The following is a 19,585-nucleotide window of genomic DNA, read 5'->3' on the forward strand; positions in this document are numbered from 1 at the left end:
GGCTGTGTGGAAAACGAGAATAGAGCTAAACGCTAGCTATGCGTTAACAAACTGTAGATAACAAAAAAGGATACCGAAGCATCCTTTTAAACGTTTCAATGTTATCTAACTACCGATACTAGGCGATGCTTCATTTAGGGCTAGTGATAGAACTTACGCAAGTTACAGATAGCAAAAAAGGCGCCTAAGCGCCTTTTTCATTCAGTGTAGATATTCTATCTAATCATCAATTAGTCGATGATTTTAGATACAACACCAGCACCTACTGTACGACCACCTTCACGAATCGCGAAGCGTAAACCTTCGTCCATCGCAACCGGGTTGATTAGCTCGACAACAAACTTCAAGTTGTCGCCTGGCATTACCATTTCTACACCTTCAGGTAACTCTACTGCACCTGTGATGTCAGTTGTACGGAAGTAGAACTGTGGACGGTAGCCTTTGAAGAATGGTGTATGACGACCACCTTCATCTTTAGATAATACGTAAACTTCTGATTCGAACTTCGTGTGTGGTGTGATTGAACCAGGTTGTGCCAATACTTGACCACGTTCTACGTCTTCACGCTTAAGACCACGTAAAAGAATACCACAGTTCTCACCTGCACGACCTTCGTCAAGCAATTTACGGAACATTTCTACACCAGTACAAGTTGACTTTTGTGTCTCACGAATACCAACGATTTCTACTTCATCACCTACTTTGATGATACCACGCTCAACACGACCTGTTACTACTGTACCACGACCTGAGATTGAGAATACGTCTTCGATTGGCATAATGAATGCACCGTCAATCGCACGCTCTGGCTCTGGAATGTAAGAGTCTAATTGGTCTGCTAACTCAATGATTTTCTCTTCCCATTGCGCTTCGCCGTTCAATGCACCTAATGCTGAACCTTGGATAATTGGTAAGTCATCACCTGGGAATTCGTATTCTGAAAGTAATTCACGTACTTCCATTTCTACTAATTCTAATAACTCTTCGTCATCTACCATGTCGCATTTGTTTAAGAATACGATGATGTAAGGTACACCTACCTGACGAGACAATAAGATGTGCTCACGTGTTTGTGGCATTGGACCATCTGTCGCCGCTACTACTAAGATAGCGCCGTCCATTTGAGCCGCACCTGTGATCATGTTTTTGATGTAATCCGCGTGACCCGGGCAATCTACGTGTGCATAGTGACGTGTTGCTGTGTCATATTCGATATGAGAAGTATTGATAGTAATACCACGCTCACGCTCTTCTGGAGCATTATCGATTTGTGCGAAATCGCGTACATCACCACCGTGAGTTTTTGTTAATACCGCAGAGATAGCAGCTGTTAACGTAGTCTTACCGTGGTCAACGTGTCCGATAGTACCTACGTTTACATGCGGTTTCGAACGCTCAAATTTTTCTTTAGCCATTTTTAAATACCTCTAGGGTGTTAACAAATGTAATAATTTATAAAAAGTTAATGATATCAGATAGCATACAAGAAGTGGTGCTGATAGGCAGATTTGAACTGCCGACCTCACCCTTACCAAGGGTGCGCTCTACCAACTGAGCTATATCAGCACGACGTAAAGATGGAGCGGACGGCGGGAATCGAACCCGCAGCTTTAGCTTGGAAGGCTAAGGTATTACCACTATACGACGTCCGCATATTCTATCAGAATATCTCTCTAAAAAATGGTGGAGGGAGGTGGATTCGAACCACCGAAGGCGGAGCCGTCAGATTTACAGTCTGATCCCTTTGGCCACTCGGGAACCCCTCCAAATTTTTTAACACAACTAGCCTATGCTAGTAGTGTATTAATGGTGCCGACTGCCGGAGTCGAACTGGCGACCTACTGATTACAAGTCAGTTGCTCTACCAACTGAGCTAAGTCGGCACTGCATTAAGTGGTGCGAATTCTAGAGTAATGTTTTGCCCCTTGCAATAAAAAAAACTAAAAAAATAAATGTTTTTTACTGTTTGACGATTTTTTATGCAAACAATGAACAAAAGCCAGTTATTCTCGTTAACAATATGCCTGCATACCAACAAACAATAGCTTATCAACCAGTTTAACTTCCCCCAGATAGAGTTGAGACAACTGTCTGGCATTACCTCCAGTTAAGATAACCGTTAATTGATTGAGCTCAATACTGTATTGATCATGACTCAGTTGTTTTGCACTATTAATAAGACCAAGCGTTGCCGCCCACGAGGCTTGATTAACCGCATCAGAAGTATTATCCGCGAAAGTAACCTCGTCGATTAATTCAGCTTGTGCGGCAATTTTTTCGGTATTTTTTAAAAGACTATCAAACAGTAATTTGATGCCCGGCAGTATCCAACCGCCTTTATGTTCACCATTGGCAGTTAATAAATCCACCGTAGTTGCTGTCCCGGCATCTACAATCAAACAGTTTTGCTGAGCAAACAGTTGGCGAGCACCGACTAACACTAACCAGCGGTCAACCCCTAAACGGCTCGGTTCACTATAAGCACAACGAATACCAAAATTTTGCTTTTCTGTTTCTAACACCTGACAGCCAATACTTTGTTGCTGACACCAGCTAACAATAGTTTGACTCACTATATCTTGCGAAACATTGGCCACTGCGCATTCAGTGATATCAGCAAAATGTTCCGATAACCAGTTTGCACTAATCATTGAAGTGTCCAGATAATGAATATCAGATAATTCGCCATCATTAAGCAACACATATTTAGTACGAGTATTACCAATATCGAATAATAGTTTCATTAACGAGCCCTTAAACTGACTTCGCCGCCATAAACAGGCTTAATATCGCCATCAGCTTCCAACAATAATGCGCCATGATTATTTATGCCACGACATACACCAAGTGTTTCTTTATCACCAGTGATCAACTTGACTGGCTTGTTTAAATAGAGATCTTGTGCAAGCCAGTCGTCCACCATCGTTGCGATACCATGGAGTTTATGCACTTCCAATCGCCGATTTAAGCACTTAATGATTTCACCGCATAGCCGATTACGATCAACAGCGATATCACTATGGGACTGCAAATCTGTCCACGGCTGGTCGATGTTCTGTGCGACATCTTTGGGCATTTCAATATTTAAGCCAATACCGATAACACTATGACAAGGTTCCAGTGCCTGCCCTTCGAGATCAATTAAAATTCCCGCCAGCTTAACACCATTGAGATAAATATCATTTGGCCACTTAAGTTCGACGTCGATATCATATAAATGACTAATCGCATCACTCACCGCTAACGCTGTCACGACACTTAGGCCCATTGCGGCGGTCATTCCTTGCTCTAAATACCAATACATCGACATATAAATATGAGAGCCAAATGGTGATACCCACTGTCGCCCACGTCGTCCACGCCCAGCACTTTGATGTTCCGCAATAATCACTTGCCCCTGCTTGACCTGATTAGGGATACGACGCATGAGGTAACTGTTGGTAGAATCGATTAAGGTATGCACTTCTAACTTACTGGCATAATCATTTAACGCTAGCTGCGAGAGTATTTTAGCTTTATCAAGCAAGGATAGCGGAGATGCTAAACGATAGCCTTTACCTGTAACTCGGTATACATCAATACCAATATCGCTTAAACCGGCTATATGCTTAGAGACAGCCGCCCGACTAATTCCAAGTTCTTTGCCAAAAAGCTCACCTGAAACAAACTGACCCGTTGCCAGTTGCTTAATAAGTTGTTCTTTTACTGAATTAGCCATACGGTATCAATTATTAACTTCAGTTAAATGAATCAGACCAGCACTATCTAACAGGCGCACTTCCGGTTCTAAGCAAATGGCAAATTTTTGCTTCACTTGCTGCTGAACATATTGCGCTAATTGATAGAGTTCCCTACCACTTGCCTGCCCATAGTTTACTAACACTAATGCCTGATGTTGATGGACACCAACATTACCTTGTCTATAACCTTTTAAACCACACTGATCAATCAACCAGCCTGCCGCGAGCTTCACCTGATGATTTCGCTGCGGATAATACGGCATATCGGGGTAGCTTTGCTGCAAAGTATTAAAAACGTCCTCATCTACAACAGGATTTTTAAAAAAGCTGCCGGCATTAGGTAATTCTTTGGGATCTGGCAATTTTGACTGACGCAATTGCACCACCTGATTAAAAACCTGCTCTGCGCTTGCATCAGCACCGAGTTGTGCCAGTCCCTGATAGCTCAGTTTTGGCTGCCATGTTTTACTCAACGATAACGTTACCGAAACAATAATGCCCTTGCCAAACAAGGCGTGCTTAAAAATGCTATCACGGTAACCAAAGTGACATTGCTCATTAGTAAAATGGCGCAATGTTTGACTGCTAAATTCAAACCAGCTCACACTATCGAGAACGTCTGCCAGTTCAACCCCATAAGCGCCAATATTTTGCACGGGCGCAGCACCAATACTACCGGGGATCAGCGCTAAGTTCTCTATGCCATAATAGCCACGATTCAGACAAAATTGCACAAACTCGTGCCAGTTTTCCGCGCTCTGTCCGGAGACTAACACCCTATCGCCACAGTCCTTAACTTCAATACCATGAAAATTCGGATGAATAATCGCGGGAGTTACGTTATTGACAAACAAGGTATTAGTGCCAGCCCCTAAAACATAGAACGGCTTATCCATTGCTTTTGCAATATTTGCTAATTCTTCAATAGAACTTGGGGAATAAAATGCCGGACAAGAACTGCTAATAGAAAAACTGTTCTCGGGATTCAGTTGTAATGCTTGCGGTGTGTTCATGGCGACAATCAGAAAAAATTTGCCATATTGTAATAGAAAAAACAGATTATGGGTATCAATCGCCGTTCTTTAGCCATGCTTACGCACGGGGAGTTTAATAATGTTGCTGGTGTCGAGGTAATACTTATTGTGATATTTTTCATTGTCAACATTTTCACTTTGATTAACCACAACGCCACTAACTGGTGCATCCACTTGATTGAGCAAACGAAGGCCAGAAGTAATATGCTCTCTTTTGGTTTTAGTACCGTGAACAACATATAGCACGCTATCAACTGAACGTGAAATAATGACGGCATCGCTAACCGCATTGACCGGTGGTGTTTCAATAATAATGCGATCATAAAAATTACTAAACACTTTAATCAGCATATTAAAGCGTTTCATCGAGAGAAAAGCCAATGGATTAGCAGGCGTGATCCCGGAGGTTAGAATATCCAGTCTAACCTGCTTATCACGAACAATACATTCATTAATTTGATGAGTTTTTGCCAGTAGATTTGATAAACCAGGGCGAAATTTATCTACCTTTAAAGTCTTATATAAGGTTGGATGACGCATGTCTGCTTCGATTAATAGTACCTTCTCCATTTCACCGAATGAGCGCGCTAGCTCCAAAGCAACCGTCGATTTGCCTTCATTGGGTACAGAAGAAGTGATCGCGATGACCTGCGGCGGTTTTTTACTCTGCCCTAATAACAGTGAGGTTCTTAACGAGCGAATTGCTTCGATAAAGCGATTATCTGTTTGATAGTTATCGCAGCGAGATTTAGTGGTTTTAAACTTAGGCAATACTGCGAGAATATCCGCTTCTTGAAAATTATCCAGCTTACGGCGTGAATTTAAGGTATCCATCACCAACTCTCTAACAATGATAATCAAAGATAATAGCACCGCAGACAAGACAAAACTCATCAGCACCATCAAGCGCTTGTTTGGCGCAACCGGAGCTTTAGGCGTGATCGCTTTATCAATAAAACGCACATAGAAATTCGACTTATAATTCCCCATCGCATCCGTTTCTTTCAGACGGATCAAATAGTTATTATAGAGCTCTTTGTTAGTTTCCACTTCCCGCTGTAATTGCGAGAACTTATTATTTAGTCGGCTGATACGTAAGTATTCGGTTTTTGTTTCGTTAAGACGCGTGCTAATGGCTTTCACCTTTTCCAGTGACGAAAAGTACGCTTTTTCAATCGCGAATATCTGTTCATTTACTTGTTTAACAATATTTTGTCTTAAAGAGCTTAACTCAGCTTCAGCAGATGTCCTTTTCGGGTGTTTAGGACCATAACGCTGTGATAGTTCGTCGATTTTTCTTTCCAGCTGTTCTTCTGAACGACGCAGCTGAATATAACTTGGGTTATGGTTAATTTCTTGAAGCTCAGCTAATTGCGTATTATTACCACGATTTTTTTGAATATACTGGTATGTCACTTTCAAGTCATCTACTGCTTTCGATGCCTTTAACGCCGAAGAAGTAAGTTCAGTTAGCTCAGATTCAATTAAACCAGCAATACCTTTAACTTCGACTATCCCTTCCTGCTCCCTAAACGTCTGCAATGCCTGTTCTGACGCTTCAAGTTTTTTCCCTAACTCTTCCAGTTGATCCACTAGCCACTGGGAAGCAGACTCTTTTGACGCTCGATGTATTTCATCCTGATACTGCAGATAAGTTTGGCCAATTTGATTTGCAACTCTACTGGCTAATTCCGCATCATAAGAAGTGAAACTGATTTTAACTAATTCGGTATCTACAATTGGCGAGATAGTTAACTGTCGTTGAAAATGTTCAACCACCTTATTAAACGAAGGAGTTTCCTTATCATCTGATTTATTACGCCAAAACATCAGCGATTCTTGATATTTACCGGAATTAAAATCCGGATGAGCGGTTAAATTTAAACGGGTCACCACTCGTTCAGCAAACTTTCTCGAACGTAGCAGCTCATACTGGGTCTTGATCTGTTCCCAGCTAGCCGTCGACTCATTAAATGCATCTTTAATCGATAAGGTATTCGTTGGCTTGTGGCTGCCAATCTGTAATATCGCACTGGCACGATATGAGGACTTTAATAACGACGCATAAACAGCCACAACTAAGGTAATTAGCAGTGTCAGTAATATTATTTTCCATCGTCGATCCCACAGCGGACTTAATACCTCCTTTAAAACGACTTCTTCAGAAGTTGCTGTCTGCTGTAACTTATTGTTTTCGTTCAAAAGAAACTTTGCTCTATTTCAATTATATCGTCAGGCAATATCTGCGTCATCACAACCCCTTGAATTACCTTGTTTTTACCATCAACTTTCCTTGTGATTTTCCATTCGCTTTTTGATGCCCGGCTCGCCAACCCACCAGCCAGCGCAATCGCTTTATCTAAGGTCAAATCATCCTGATAAGGATAGCCACCAGGACGGTTAACCTGGCCATGAATAAAAAATGGCCGATATTCCACAATAGACACTGTCACTTGCGGATCAACTAGATAATCCTCGAGCAAGCCAGCTCTGATTTTTTCAGCTAATGCTTTTGTTGATAACCCAAGTACATTTATGTCATCCAAAAATGGAAAGGTTATCACGCCAGATTTACTGATTTTGACATTGATACTGAGATCAGGCTCGCCATAAACTGAAATGGCTACTTCATCGCCAGCACCCAAGCGATAATCTGAAGCCTGAACCAGGCAACTACAGCAAACAATCAGTAACGCAAGAATAAATTGCATATTTATTATCCAGTTATTGTCAGATAGTAACACTAAAACCAATAGAAACACTACTGCGCTGATAATCCAGCGTAGATTGTTGTGCATCTAAGTTAGAAACAACATAGCGTAGATAAAAAGCCAGCCAATCCAAACGCTGATAATCTAACTGTGCTTCAGCCTTAAAATACTCTTCTTCAGTGGCACTCGTTTGGTACACAATTTCTTCCTGATTTAACGCCAGTGCGATTGAACCAGCCAAAGAACGATTAAAACGATACTGGACATCTATACGGTGTGCATCGATTAAGCGATAACTATCGGTTAGTCGATTCGCTTCCTGAAAATCCCTTTTAGATTGCAGTAGAAATTTGATTTGCTCGACCGGATGCCACTGCCAATCAAGCTGCCACTTGAGCGCGCTATCATCTTTAAAGTTTGATTGCGCAAACTTCACTTGTTGATAGCCAATTAAAGCAGCGAGCCGAGTTGCCGCTGTTGTCTGCCATTTAATTCCCACTAACGCCGTCAATTTATCTTTATCCTGCAATGGATTGTGGTCAAAAGTGAGATCTTGATAAGCCAGCTCTGTCGCTAAATAGGAATAATCTGATAATAAATAGTCAAAGCTACTACGCACAAACTGTGTCTGGTAGTCAAGAACCTGGGTAGTCGCTCGCCGAGTCTGATAACGACTGTCATTGAGCCCTAGCGCTAAGATTAATTTCGCGATGGAATCTTTTTGCCCATATAACAACCCCGCGGTTATTTGTCGTTGTTCTTTGCTATCTCCAACGGTTAATGAGCTTGCTTTACCTAACGATAAGCCAGTGCCTCTTGCTTCATAATTAACATTTAGCTCACTTTCAATAAAAAACGCCTTATTTACCGCAAATTTGTATTGATAGCTCGGCGCTAGCGAATAGTCTGTATGATTATCTTGTGAAAACTGCTGATATTTTAGGTGATGAAACTTACTATCAAGAGCCAGCAGTTGTTGTTCCGCCTGAAATTGCAACTCGACTTCGGTTTTAAGTGCAAGATAATTAGTACTTTGCTTATTATTGGCTTGATAAAAAAAATTATCTAAAGTGCCAATTTCAGGTGCCAGTGACAGCTGAAATTCATTACCTGAATGACGAGTAAACATTTCTTCGGCTAAGGCAGATCCATTTGCCAGCAACAATAAAGCGTTGCAAACCCGGATAACAGCTCTTAGGGACGACATCTTTCTATTACTCATTATGTTTTTTTATTAGGCGGCCATTGCATCTTATTTCGGCAAAAAATACAAGTTTTATACTGAAATATTACACTTTACTAACAACACAACCATAGGCTGGTAAAAATGCAGGGATAGCGGGCAACTGGATCAGTCAATCTGCTATGTGTTAGCAGTAACAAACCTGGCCATAATAATGCGCTGCGCTATAGAACTTTCCTAGCTTCCCTGCGTTACGCCAAATAATCATTACGGCAAACTATGAGTAATAAGTTAGGGCAACAGAAAGTAAGTCAGACTTGGTTAGCTAATAACTATTTAGCATCAAGATTAAACCGAATGGCATTATCGCGCAGCAATGTTACAAAAAATTTACATTATTGCGCTTTTTACTGGAGAATAAATAGTGAACTATTGATATGCCTTTGAGGGGCTGTTTAATAAAGCCCAACACCCCCTAAAGTTGTTTAATGAAGATCTTAGATTTGCGCTGAAAATTATACATCTGTTTTTTGCTTTCCGGTAACTTATCGATTGACTGTTCGACAAAGCCTTGTTCGATAAACCAGTGACCACTGACTGTTGTCAGCACGAAAACATTTGTTAGCCCTAACTGTTTTGCTTTTGCTTCAATTGCCGCAATCAAGCGTTCACCACGGTTACCATTGCGGTAATCCGGATGGATCACAACACAGGCCACTTCACCACTGTGTGCTTCCGGATAAGGATATAGTGCGGCACAGGCAATAATTACGTCTTCTTTTTTGATCACGGTAAAACGGTCAATTTCCACTTCCAGTAATTCGCGCGAACGCTTCACCAGGACACCTTCCTCTTCCAGCGGCTGGATCAATTCCAAGATACCGGCAACATCATCTATGGTCGCGACCGCAACTTGTTCTTTATGATCTTTAGCGATTAAGGTGCCGGCACCATCACGGGTAAATAATTCCTGCAATAATGCGGTATCACTTTGATAACTGACACAGTGGCAACGTTCAACACCATTTTCACCACTTTGAATAATAGAGCGCAATAACAACTGACGAACATGGCAGTCTTTCTCATCCAATAAGGTTTTTACCGTCCGAACGCTACAGCTACGGATCAATTGTCCGTCCTCATCAATTAAACCATCGTCTTCAGTTAAGGCGATCAATTTATCTGCTTTAAGTGCTATTGCTGTTTGGGTAGCTACATCTTCTAACGCCAGATTAAACACTTCGCCAGTTGGTGAATAACCGATCGGTGATAATAGTACAATCGAGCCGTAATCAAGCTGCATATTAATACCGGCAGCATCAACTCTTCTGACAGAGCCGGTATACTTGTAATCAATACCATCACGTACACCCATTGGCTTAGCAATAACAAAATTTCCGGTGCTGACGCGAATTTGCGACCCATGCATCGGTGAATTGACTAATCCAGTAGTTAATAATGCTTCAATATGCAGACGCAGCGAACCTGTAGCATCTTTTACCGCCACTAAAGTTTCAGCATCAGTAATGCGAATATTATTTTCAATATGCCGCTCAATACCACGTCCTGCAATGCGGTCTTCTATTTGTGGCCGTGCACCATGCACTATCACTAATTTGACGCCAAGACTGCGCAGTAAAGATATATCATGAATAATATTGGCAAAGTTTGGATGTAACACCGCTTCACCGCCAAACATTAACACCACAGTTTTTCCGCGATGAGCATTGATATAAGGCGCGGCATTTCTAAACCACTTTACATAATTTTGATCACTGTTATTCATTAGCTATTAACTATTCCGTCATTACTGCTTCTGAGCCAAAAGATATTGCATCGCCACTTCGTCAGCAGGATCTTTCCCTGGGCTGGGTTCGCTGTCTTCAATGATATTTTCTGCCAGCGAATTTTTATCAATCAGGCTAAAGCCCAGTTTGGCAAAGTATTGTGGAATGTAAGTTAAAACAATGATCTGCTCTAATTCCATTTGATGTGCAAATTCCAACAAATACTGTACTAACGCTTGCCCTTGTCCCTGATTTTGCGCTTGCTGCTCAATTACCACAGAACGAATTTCCGCTAAACCGGTTTGGTAGATATACAAAGACGCACAGCCAACCACTTGACCATCGAGCTCTGCAACAACAAAGTTTTGAATGTCATGAATAATATTGTCACGGCTACGAGGTAAAATTTCGCCTTTATCCGCCCAATAGTTAACTTGCTGATAAATTTTATCAACGTCTGACATCCGGGCACGACGCACCGACATAGCGGCTGCACGCTGAGCATCTAAGCGCTGCTTGACCTGTTTTAACGCCACCTGAATTTGCTGCTTACCCGGCGCCCCTACCACTTGTTCATTCAGTATTTCTTCATTACCTGACTGAATACTCGCCAGTGCTTTTTCTACTTGGTTGCGCGATGTCCCTCCCAAGGCCTCCCGCTTATCCAACGTAGATTCAATCGAAAGGTGCTGATAAACATCCTGCTCTATTTTTTCACTAAATTCCTGTAATTGGGTCAAGGTTAAATCTTCTAACGGACAAGCTTTATCAATCGCAGCCAATACGACTTCGCCGACAATATGATGCGCTTCACGAAATGGAATATCTTTACTGACCAGATAATCCGCCAATTCGGTTGCATTAGCATAGCCTTGCTGCGCTGCCGCCAAGGTGCGAGAGCGATTAACTTTTAAACCATCCGCCACTAATACCGCCATTTCCATGCATTCCTGCCATGTTTCCAGTGCATCAAACAGACCTTCCTTATCTTCCTGCATATCTTTGTTATAGGCGAGTGCCAACGCTTTCATCGTGGTTAACATCCCGGTTAAAGAACCAAATACCCGTCCAGCTTTACCGCGAATTAATTCACAGGCATCAGGGTTTTTCTTTTGCGGCATTAACGATGAACCTGAACTCACCAAATCGCTCATTTCAACAAAGCCAGCTTCACCTGAGTTATAAAAAATCAGATCTTCGGCAAAGCGCGATAAATGCATCATAGATATACTGGCAGCCGCCAACAGTTCAATGACATGATCACGGTCTGATACCGCATCTAGGCTGTTCATGGTTGCAGTTCTAAAACCCAAACGATGCGCCAAGGCGTTACGATCAATAGGATAAGCAGTGCCAGCTAAGGCACCAGAACCTAATGGCGAAACATCTAAACGATAAAGCGCGTCTTTTAACCGCCCAATATCACGGTTAAACATTTCCACGTAAGCTAGACACCAGTGACCAAACGTTACCGGTTGCGCCCGCTGCAAATGGGTATAACCAGGCAAGACTGTATTTTTTTCCCGCTCAGCCAAATTCATCATCGCCTGCTGCAAATTCACCAAAGCGAACAGTAAATCACCGCCTGATTCTTTACACCAAAGCTTCAAATCAGTCGCTACCTGATCGTTTCGGCTACGTCCGGTATGGAGCTTTTTACCTAAGTCACCTGTTTTTTCAATCAGCTGAATCTCTACCCAGCTATGAATATCTTCCGCATCGGATGCCAGTATTTGTTTAGGATTCTGCTCAACTGATGCTTTCAACTCATTTAATGCCGTAGTTAAACGTGCTAGCTCATCAGCCGTTAAAATGCCCACTTCATGAATCGCCTGCGCCCAAGCAATTGAACCAACAATATCTTGCACCGCCATACGGTAGTCTACCGGCAAAGAATCATTAAATTTCTTAAATTGCACACTGGCTTTTTCTTTAAACCGTCCGCCCCATAACGCCATAATGTTTTACCTTAATTGTCTTGTTGAGTACTTTTTTGCGAAAGCGCCGTGATTCTACTCGATAAACTAAACAGACGAATAAATCCTTCCGCATGTTTTTGGTCGTAAACATCATCAGCACCAAACGTGGCAAACTCTTCTGAATATAGACTATTAGGTGAACGACGTTGAGTCACGGTTGCGCTACCTTTATACATTTTCACCACTACATCACCAGTCACCTGCTCGGCAAATGATGCCGCTGCTGCCAACTGCGCTTTTGCCAGCGGAGTAAACCAGCGACCGTCATATATAACATGAGAAAACTCTAAACCAACCGACTCACGAAACTTCAATGATTCTTTATCCAATATTAATGTTTCCAAGCCTTTATATGCCGCCATTAATACCGTGCCACCCGGTGTTTCATAACACCCCCGTGATTTCATACCCACTAAACGGTTTTCAACGATATCAATACGACCAACACCATGTGCCGCTGCTTTCTCATTTAAATACATTAACGCCTGATAAGCAGACAACTGCTGACCATCCACCGCAACTAATTCGCCTTTATCAAAACTGAGTTCAACCGTTTCCGGAGTATCGGGGGCATCCATAGGATCCACTGTCATGGTCCAGACTTCTTTTGACGGCTCACACCAGGGATCTTCTAACTCACCCCCTTCGTGGGAAATATGCCAGGCATTAGCATCACGGCTATAAATTTTAGTGAGCGATGCTGCGCATGGAATATCACGCTCAGCAAGGTAGGCGAGTAAGTCTTCACGCGAGACCATATCCCATTCCCGCCACGGTGCGATCACCGTTAATTCAGGCGCTAGTGCCGCAAAACATGACTCAAAACGCACTTGATCATTACCTTTACCCGTGCAACCGTGGCATACCGCATCAGCCCCCACTTTTAACGCCACTTCAACATGTGCTTTAGCGATCACCGGACGCGCCATTGAAGTACCTAATAAATATTGTCCTTCATAGACAGCCCCGGTTTTTAAAATTGGATAAATATAATCCTGAACAAACTCTTCTTTTAAATCGACGACATGACACTCAGACGCACCAGATGAAATCGCTTTTTCTTTAATACCTTCTAGCTCAGCTTCCCCTTGACCAACGTCGGCACAGAAAGCGACTACTTCACAACCATCATAGTTTTCTTTTAACCAAGGAATAATCGCCGAAGTATCCAAACCGCCTGAATACGCTAACACTACTTTTTTCACTTGTTTTTTTGCTGCTATAGCCATGTTATTTACCTATAAAATTCATTAAATTCTAATTCACGACCAAGTTAACACTCAGCCTATAAAGTTATTTATTCACTTAGTTTGCTAATAAGGAAACTAATACTGCTGCCTGCGCCCACATTCTGTTTTCAGCCTGCTGAAACACCACCGACTTTGCTTCATCATCAAATAATGCAGTGGTAATTTCTTCTTCCAGATGCGCTGGCTGGCAATGCATCACGATATCGGCTCCGGATGCAGCCATTAATTGATGATTAACCTGATACGGTTTAAAAGTCGCTTGCACCTGTTGTTTATCTTTGGCATTTTCATCCCCCATAGATATCCAAGTATCAGTATAGATGGCGTTTTGAAAGCCTAGCGCATTGATATCTGACGTGATCGTCAATTGCCCACCTCCGGCTTGAGCTAACGTCAATGCTTGATCAAGCACCGTCTGCTTGGGTTGGTAGCCGTCAGGGCAAACTAAAGTAAAATCTACCCCTAAAGTCGCCGCCATTAACATCAAAGAATTAGCAACATTATTGCCATCACCAACATAGGCGAGTTTCACTTGCGATAAGTCGGTAAATTGCTCAGTTAAGGTAACGAAATCAGCGAGCGCCTGACACGGATGATATAAATCACATAAGGCGTTCACTACTGGCACAGTGGCATGTTGAGTGAGCTGTTCAATTGCACTATTGTTAAAGACCCGGGCAACAATTGCATCGGCATAACAAGAGAGGTTTTTAGCATAGTCACATACCCGCTCTCGCTCACCAAGTTTGCCATTTTGCTGACCTAAATACAGTGCATGACCGCCAAGCTTAGCGATCCCCATATCAAAACTGACATGAGTACGCAGCGAAGGTTTTTCAAACACCATAGCAATAGATTTTCCCGCTAATGCCTGACGGTAGCTGGCAGGATTTTGTTTAATCGTGATCGCTAGATCGATCAAGCTTAAAAGTTGTTGTTTTGTCAGCTGGTGGTCAGCGACAAAGTGATTTAATTTATCTGTTGGTAATGACATTGTCTGATCCTTGCCACTAGCAAGCTAGCGGACTGTTAGTAACTAAAATGGGTATCATTACTCTGGATAATTAAAATGTAGCGCAGCGCTTAGAGATAACCTTAGTAAATCTAACCCTAAGCCACTACAGTTTTAACTATGACGAGTAGTAGGCTGAATGCGGGTGCCAATGTTGTCACCATTAAGCAGACTAATAATTTGCTCTGGTGATTGCCAACTGGCCACCGCGATACTTCGTCGTAATTGATTTGCCGCATAAAGCGCCGCATTAACTTTCGCTGTCATCCCGCCAGCAATAATACCTTTAGCAATTAACTGCTGAGCTAATACTTGATCTAGCGAATGAATATAATCACCAGATTCTCCTTTAACCCCGTTGACGTCAGTTAAAAGTAACAATTCTGCATTAAGCAGCTGACAAATAACCACAGCCGCATCATCAGCGTTAACATTAACTAGCTCACCATTTTCCAATGCACCAATGGAAGAAATTACCGGTAAAAATTGTGCTTTTAACAATGTATCAAGTAATTTACTACTATGGGCTTTCGGCTCGCCAACCTGCCCTAAGCCCTTTTCACTTAAGTAGCAAGTCACCATATCACCATCATTTAGTGATAAACCAACGGCTGATAAACCTAAACTAGTGGCTGATGCCACAATCGCTTTATTGACCGTGCCTGCTAGTGCGCCAGCAATGATCGGCATTTGCTCTTTTGGCGTTACCCGCAAGCCATGTTGTTTTTCGGTAGAAAAACCAGCCTGCGCTAGCATTTCGTCAACCACACAACCACCGCCATGTACTAATACTATCGCCTGATCTTTAATCGATTTAAGCACAGCTAACAAGGCATCAAGCGCCGATACATTTTCAAGTATTGCCCCACCTATTTTGATCACTAATGGTGGCTTTTTAGCTAAGTTAATCATATCGCGCCCCCCTTTATCGGAGTCACTAAACTGTAATGGCTTGCCAGACCTAAACTAATATTGGCACATTGCACCGCCTGTGCAGCTGCCCCTTTGAGTAAATTATCAATCGCACAACTGATCACTAACACATGTTTGTCACTATCAAATTGCCAGTGAATATCGGCAAATGGCGTATATGCGACGTTATCAATTTTCGGCCAGCTGGCAGATAAACGCACTAAAGGGGCATCCTGATACGCTTGAATAAAGGCCTGGTCGATTTGCTCAGAGCTAACACCCGTTTTAAGTTGTAAGGTTACAGTAGCAAGCAGGCCTCTTTTATAAGGCGCGAGATGAGGATTAAAAATCACTTGCGCCCCCGCTTCCTGGCTAATCTCCGGCTGATGTCTGTGTTGTAAAATATTGTATGGCGTTAAACTTACTTCATTAAAACTAGTAGCTAACAATGCTTTTCTGCCAGCTCCACTAACACCGCTTATGCCATTCACCACAATTAACGAGCCTTTAACGTGCAACTGATTAGCCGTTATCGGTTTTAACGCCAATAAGCTCGCCGTTGGGTAACAGCCTGGCACTGCCACTATTGAAGCTTGGGCAATATCCTGATGCTGCCATTCTGCAAGTCCATATACTGCGCTTGCTAATGTATCCAGATGTTGGTGTTCAAAGCCATAATATTCAGGATAATCACTCTCCTGTTTCAAGCGAAAGCCACCTGAAAGATCAAAGACTTTGACGCCTAATTCAATAAAAGCATGCGCCCAATCCGCACTAAATTCATGAGGAGTAGCAAAAAATACCGCATCTAACTGAGGTGCCGCTTGTTGTAACCAGCTATTGGTGAATGGCACGATAGGTAAATCACAAAGACCCAGATATTTAGGATGAAGCTCTGAAAAGCTCATACCTGCCGAGCTGCTATGCTCAGAAACGACCAAATGCTCCACGGATATCTGATCGTGCGCATTCAGCAAAGCAATAAGCTCTGCTCCAACATAACCACTTGCGCCAATAACCGCTACTTTCATTTAATATCTACCTATTTTGCAATTCTATTCACATAAAAACCTCGTAACCACCTGATTAATGCTTTTATAACTGTCAGAAAAAAAGTTATATAAAAAGCGCAAAAAACTAACCGCACTAACCAAGTATAACAAGGGATATCAGCTTAAAATGTAAGTTAGAATATAAAATTCATAGCCAGATCATTTCAGCTTGATTACACTATGAACAGGAATTTAACACCGAATGGGTAGATATGCAACAAATTAGCATAACTACCTATAATTATTTTTTATAGGCATGCTAATGACTAACTTACCAAACTTTACTGAATCACTCAGCCAGTTAATTGCCAGTCCTTCGATCAGCTCAACTCATAAAAGTTGGGATCAGGGAAATCAGGCAATCATAGAATTACTCGCCAGCTGGTTTAGTGAGCTCGGCTTTACTATTAGCATTCAGCCTGTACCGGGTACACGTAACAAATTTAATATGCTGGCAAAAATTGGCTCAGGTGAAGGAGGGCTATTACTTGCGGGTCACAGTGATACCGTGCCATTTGATGAAAACCGCTGGCATTCAGATCCATTAACGGTTGTAGAAAAAGAAAATAAATTTTTTGGCTTAGGTACCTGTGATATGAAAGGTTTCTTTGCTTTTATTTTACAGGTAAGTAAACAGCTAGAGAGAGAAAAATTACAGAAGCCTTTATATGTGCTAGCAACCGCAGATGAAGAAACCACTATGGCAGGGGCACGATTTTTTGCTGAAAGTAAGGATATCAAACCAGATGTTGCAATTATTGGTGAACCAACGAGCTTAGTCCCAGTTGTTATGCATAAAGGTCATATGTCTCACCGTATCCTTGTCCAAGGCCAGTCAGGCCATTCAAGCAAACCTAGCCTCGGGGTGAATGCGATTGAGATCATGTATCAGGTTATTGGCCAGCTGATTGATTTAAAAGAAAAATTAGCATTAAATTACCAAAACCAAGCTTTTGATGTTAGTGCGCCAACACTAAATTTAGGCGCGATAAGCGGGGGAGACAATGCCAACCGCATTTGTGGTCATTGTCAGTTAGACCTTGATATGCGCTCCTTGCCTGGTATGACGGATAACGAGCTGATCCAGCTACTGGCAGAAGCAATAAAACCGTTGGCAGAAAAATACCCAGGGCGGATTAGTTTTGACGAATTACACCCTAGCTCCCCTAGCTTTGAACAACAACCATCTGAATTGATTACTCTGGCAGAACAAGTCAGTGGCCATAGCTGCTGTGCAGTCAACTATGCGACCGAAGCGCCATTTATTAAGCAACTGGGTTGTCAAACAATAGTATTAGGCCCAGGTTCAATAAACCAAGCGCATCAACCGGATGAATTTTTGTCCCATGATCAAATACAACAAACAAATAAGATACTGGCGGCAATGATCAAGCATTACTGTTATTAACGCTTAGGGCTTTGCTTAGGTTTTATTCCACAGTTTTTGATGAACTTTTTTCGAAAAGAAATCACCGGCATGCCAGCATCTAGGCAACAGATCTAAGGTTTTTCGCTCTTGGTAATTCGATGCGAGTTTTTCCAAAATCTCATTCAATCTGTCTTTACTCATCGATGAAAATGCTTTCGCCGTTTCGGTATGATACAGATTTGAGCTAAGTGGTATTTCGATATCCTGACCATGACCGATAAAGGTCAGGCTGCGAGTTGCAGTCCGACAGAGCGGGAACTCGACATTCTCCGGATAAAGCTGATTAACGATCGCATACTCATAATGCTCTCCCGCTTTACCGTCACTGTCTTTCGGAATAAAGGCAATACCAAAGCCTTGCGGAAAGTCGCCGGTAATTTCCCTTAATGCATCTACAACATACTGACTACAAGTGCCACGTTCGGCATTTTGATTTAGTGCCTGATAAACCTTAGGTAATAGCTTGTAGTTATAACTAGCTTTTGTAGATAAAACAATCGAAGCATAAATTTGTGGCACCTTTAATAGATTACCAATGCCCTGTTTAGGGGAAATCGCATGTTTTAACAAGTGCTTAATAAAAACTAATTTTTTATGCTCTGCAATATTAAACTTGTCTCTATCCGTTTTTGAATTACCTATATAAATTGGCGCACCGATGCCTTCAACTAAAAAACTAATCGTTTCTCTATAATTAACCTGTAAAAGCGCTTTACGCTCTTCCACTGCCAAAGTGCGATGTACATCCAACTTACCAGTTTCCCCTGCCAAAATTTTCTGAGCCTCGGGGTGAAAATTACCGATATCCTGAATAAGTGCTGCCATTACCACCGGAATTTTGACATTGTCGACAAAGGCCTGATATGCATCAGCATCTACTTTTTGCCATTGCCGATAATTTTCTCCGCTAATTTCTTGCAAATACTCTTTTAAATGAGCATCTTTGGAGGTAAATGCATTATCGAGACAAAGCTTATCCAATAGGCGTAAACATAACACCGCCTTGTATAAGGGCTTATGCTTTTCATTAACTTCAGCGACCCGTTTGCCTTCTGTCGGACTTAATAACTGGATAGTGCCGAGCAGTTGTGCGGATTTACGGCAAGATTCATTAAAGGTAACGCCTTCAGATAAATCGATAATTTCACGGCATACCGCCATTAGCTGTTTATTGCGCTCATTACTTTCATCTTTCAGTTCTTGCTTTAATTCGCGATATTCACGCTCGACTTTATCAATTTGCCGCTGAACTTTTTCATCATCCTTGTGTGCTTTAAGTTCTGCAATACGCCCTTTCAGTTTATCCAATTTATTTTGGTTAAATGGCTGACCATCATAAAAACTAATCGCTCTTTCGAGAAAAGAGTCCTTTAAAATACTCCTGCCATAAACTTTATTCAGCAAACTCTTGACCTGAGTAGTGAAGCGGGTATCACTATAAACTTTACTTGCCATAAAATAGCGGGCTCTATTGTGTTATTAACAGTATTATTTTC

At 42.0% G+C, this 19,585-nt stretch carries 15 protein-coding genes and 4 tRNA genes; 1 reads left to right on the forward strand and 18 read right to left on the reverse strand.

The features are described from left to right. Positions 1-230: 230 nt before the first annotated feature. The 17 genes from tuf to argC all read right to left on the reverse strand — a co-directional run bounded on the left by tuf (position 231) and on the right by argC (position 16,639). Entirely contained in the window at positions 231-1,415 is a 1,185-nt protein-coding gene (tuf, locus tag QQK06_RS07365) for an elongation factor Tu (protein ID WP_284243992.1), read from the reverse strand. Between the two features lie 75 nt (positions 1,416-1,490). Next, positions 1,491-1,566: transfer RNA gene (locus QQK06_RS07370), tRNA-Thr, on the reverse strand. 12 nt (positions 1,567-1,578) lie between these two features. Continuing rightward, a tRNA-Gly gene (locus QQK06_RS07375) sits at positions 1,579-1,652 on the reverse strand. Positions 1,653-1,681: 29 nt separating this feature from the next. Beyond that, positions 1,682-1,766 (reverse strand) — tRNA-Tyr (locus tag QQK06_RS07380). 41 nt (positions 1,767-1,807) lie between these two features. Next, positions 1,808-1,883: transfer RNA gene (locus QQK06_RS07385), tRNA-Thr, on the reverse strand. Positions 1,884-2,012: 129 nt separating this feature from the next. Further along, positions 2,013-2,744, reverse strand: coding sequence for a type III pantothenate kinase (locus QQK06_RS07390; RefSeq protein ID WP_284244013.1), 732 nt, complete (start codon positions 2,742-2,744; stop codon positions 2,013-2,015). Beyond that, on the reverse strand, positions 2,744-3,718 hold the full coding sequence (gene birA / locus QQK06_RS07395) for a bifunctional biotin--[acetyl-CoA-carboxylase] ligase/biotin operon repressor BirA (RefSeq protein ID WP_284244014.1): 975 nt from the start codon (positions 3,716-3,718) through the stop codon (positions 2,744-2,746). Before birA ends, QQK06_RS07390 begins: the two co-directional genes overlap by 1 nt. A gap of 6 nt (positions 3,719-3,724) precedes the next feature. Then, positions 3,725-4,753 carry a UDP-N-acetylmuramate dehydrogenase gene (murB, locus tag QQK06_RS07400; RefSeq protein WP_284244015.1) on the reverse strand — a complete coding sequence of 343 codons (1,029 nt, stop codon included), beginning with the start codon at positions 4,751-4,753 and terminating at the stop codon, positions 3,725-3,727. 69 nt (positions 4,754-4,822) lie between these two features. Beyond that, the gene (locus QQK06_RS07405; protein ID WP_284244016.1) at positions 4,823-6,976 is read right to left on the reverse strand and encodes a GumC family protein; all 2,154 of its coding nucleotides are present in this window, start codon (positions 6,974-6,976) and stop codon (positions 4,823-4,825) included. After that, positions 6,973-7,485 carry a polysaccharide biosynthesis/export family protein gene (locus QQK06_RS07410; protein ID WP_284244017.1) on the reverse strand — a complete coding sequence of 171 codons (513 nt, stop codon included), beginning with the start codon at positions 7,483-7,485 and terminating at the stop codon, positions 6,973-6,975. Before QQK06_RS07410 ends, QQK06_RS07405 begins: the two co-directional genes overlap by 4 nt. 19 nt (positions 7,486-7,504) lie before the next feature. Next, positions 7,505-8,692: an outer membrane beta-barrel protein gene (locus QQK06_RS07415; RefSeq protein WP_284244018.1), complete on the reverse strand. Its 1,188-nt coding sequence runs from the start codon at positions 8,690-8,692 to the stop codon at positions 7,505-7,507. A gap of 451 nt (positions 8,693-9,143) precedes the next feature. Further along, complete coding sequence (gene argA / locus QQK06_RS07420) at positions 9,144-10,454, reverse strand: amino-acid N-acetyltransferase (protein WP_284244019.1); 1,311 nt, start codon at positions 10,452-10,454, stop codon at positions 9,144-9,146. Between the two features lie 21 nt (positions 10,455-10,475). Then, positions 10,476-12,413 carry an argininosuccinate lyase gene (gene argH / locus QQK06_RS07425; protein ID WP_284244020.1) on the reverse strand — a complete coding sequence of 646 codons (1,938 nt, stop codon included), beginning with the start codon at positions 12,411-12,413 and terminating at the stop codon, positions 10,476-10,478. 11 nt (positions 12,414-12,424) lie between these two features. Beyond that, complete coding sequence (locus tag QQK06_RS07430) at positions 12,425-13,663, reverse strand: argininosuccinate synthase (RefSeq protein WP_284244021.1); 1,239 nt, start codon at positions 13,661-13,663, stop codon at positions 12,425-12,427. Between the two features lie 76 nt (positions 13,664-13,739). Beyond that, positions 13,740-14,678 carry an ornithine carbamoyltransferase gene (locus QQK06_RS07435; protein ID WP_284244022.1) on the reverse strand — a complete coding sequence of 313 codons (939 nt, stop codon included), beginning with the start codon at positions 14,676-14,678 and terminating at the stop codon, positions 13,740-13,742. Between the two features lie 132 nt (positions 14,679-14,810). After that, positions 14,811-15,608 carry an acetylglutamate kinase gene (argB, locus tag QQK06_RS07440; RefSeq protein WP_284244023.1) on the reverse strand — a complete coding sequence of 266 codons (798 nt, stop codon included), beginning with the start codon at positions 15,606-15,608 and terminating at the stop codon, positions 14,811-14,813. After that, positions 15,605-16,639: an N-acetyl-gamma-glutamyl-phosphate reductase gene (gene argC, locus QQK06_RS07445; protein WP_284244024.1), complete on the reverse strand. Its 1,035-nt coding sequence runs from the start codon at positions 16,637-16,639 to the stop codon at positions 15,605-15,607. Before argC ends, argB begins: the two co-directional genes overlap by 4 nt. A gap of 283 nt (positions 16,640-16,922) precedes the next feature. On the opposite strand from argC, the gene argE reads away from it, so the two are divergent. Next, entirely contained in the window at positions 16,923-18,068 is a 1,146-nt protein-coding gene (gene argE / locus QQK06_RS07450; RefSeq protein WP_284244025.1) for an acetylornithine deacetylase, read from the forward strand. A 15-nt stretch (positions 18,069-18,083) separates the two neighbouring features. Here the strand turns inward: argE and QQK06_RS07455 are convergent, their stop codons facing one another. Beyond that, complete coding sequence (locus QQK06_RS07455) at positions 18,084-19,544, reverse strand: hypothetical protein (RefSeq protein ID WP_284244026.1); 1,461 nt, start codon at positions 19,542-19,544, stop codon at positions 18,084-18,086. Positions 19,545-19,585: the final 41 nt, after the last annotated feature.

The sequence above is a fragment of the Thalassotalea insulae genome, assembly GCF_030161395.1.
Classification (GTDB): domain Bacteria; phylum Pseudomonadota; class Gammaproteobacteria; order Enterobacterales; family Alteromonadaceae; genus Thalassotalea_E; species Thalassotalea_E insulae.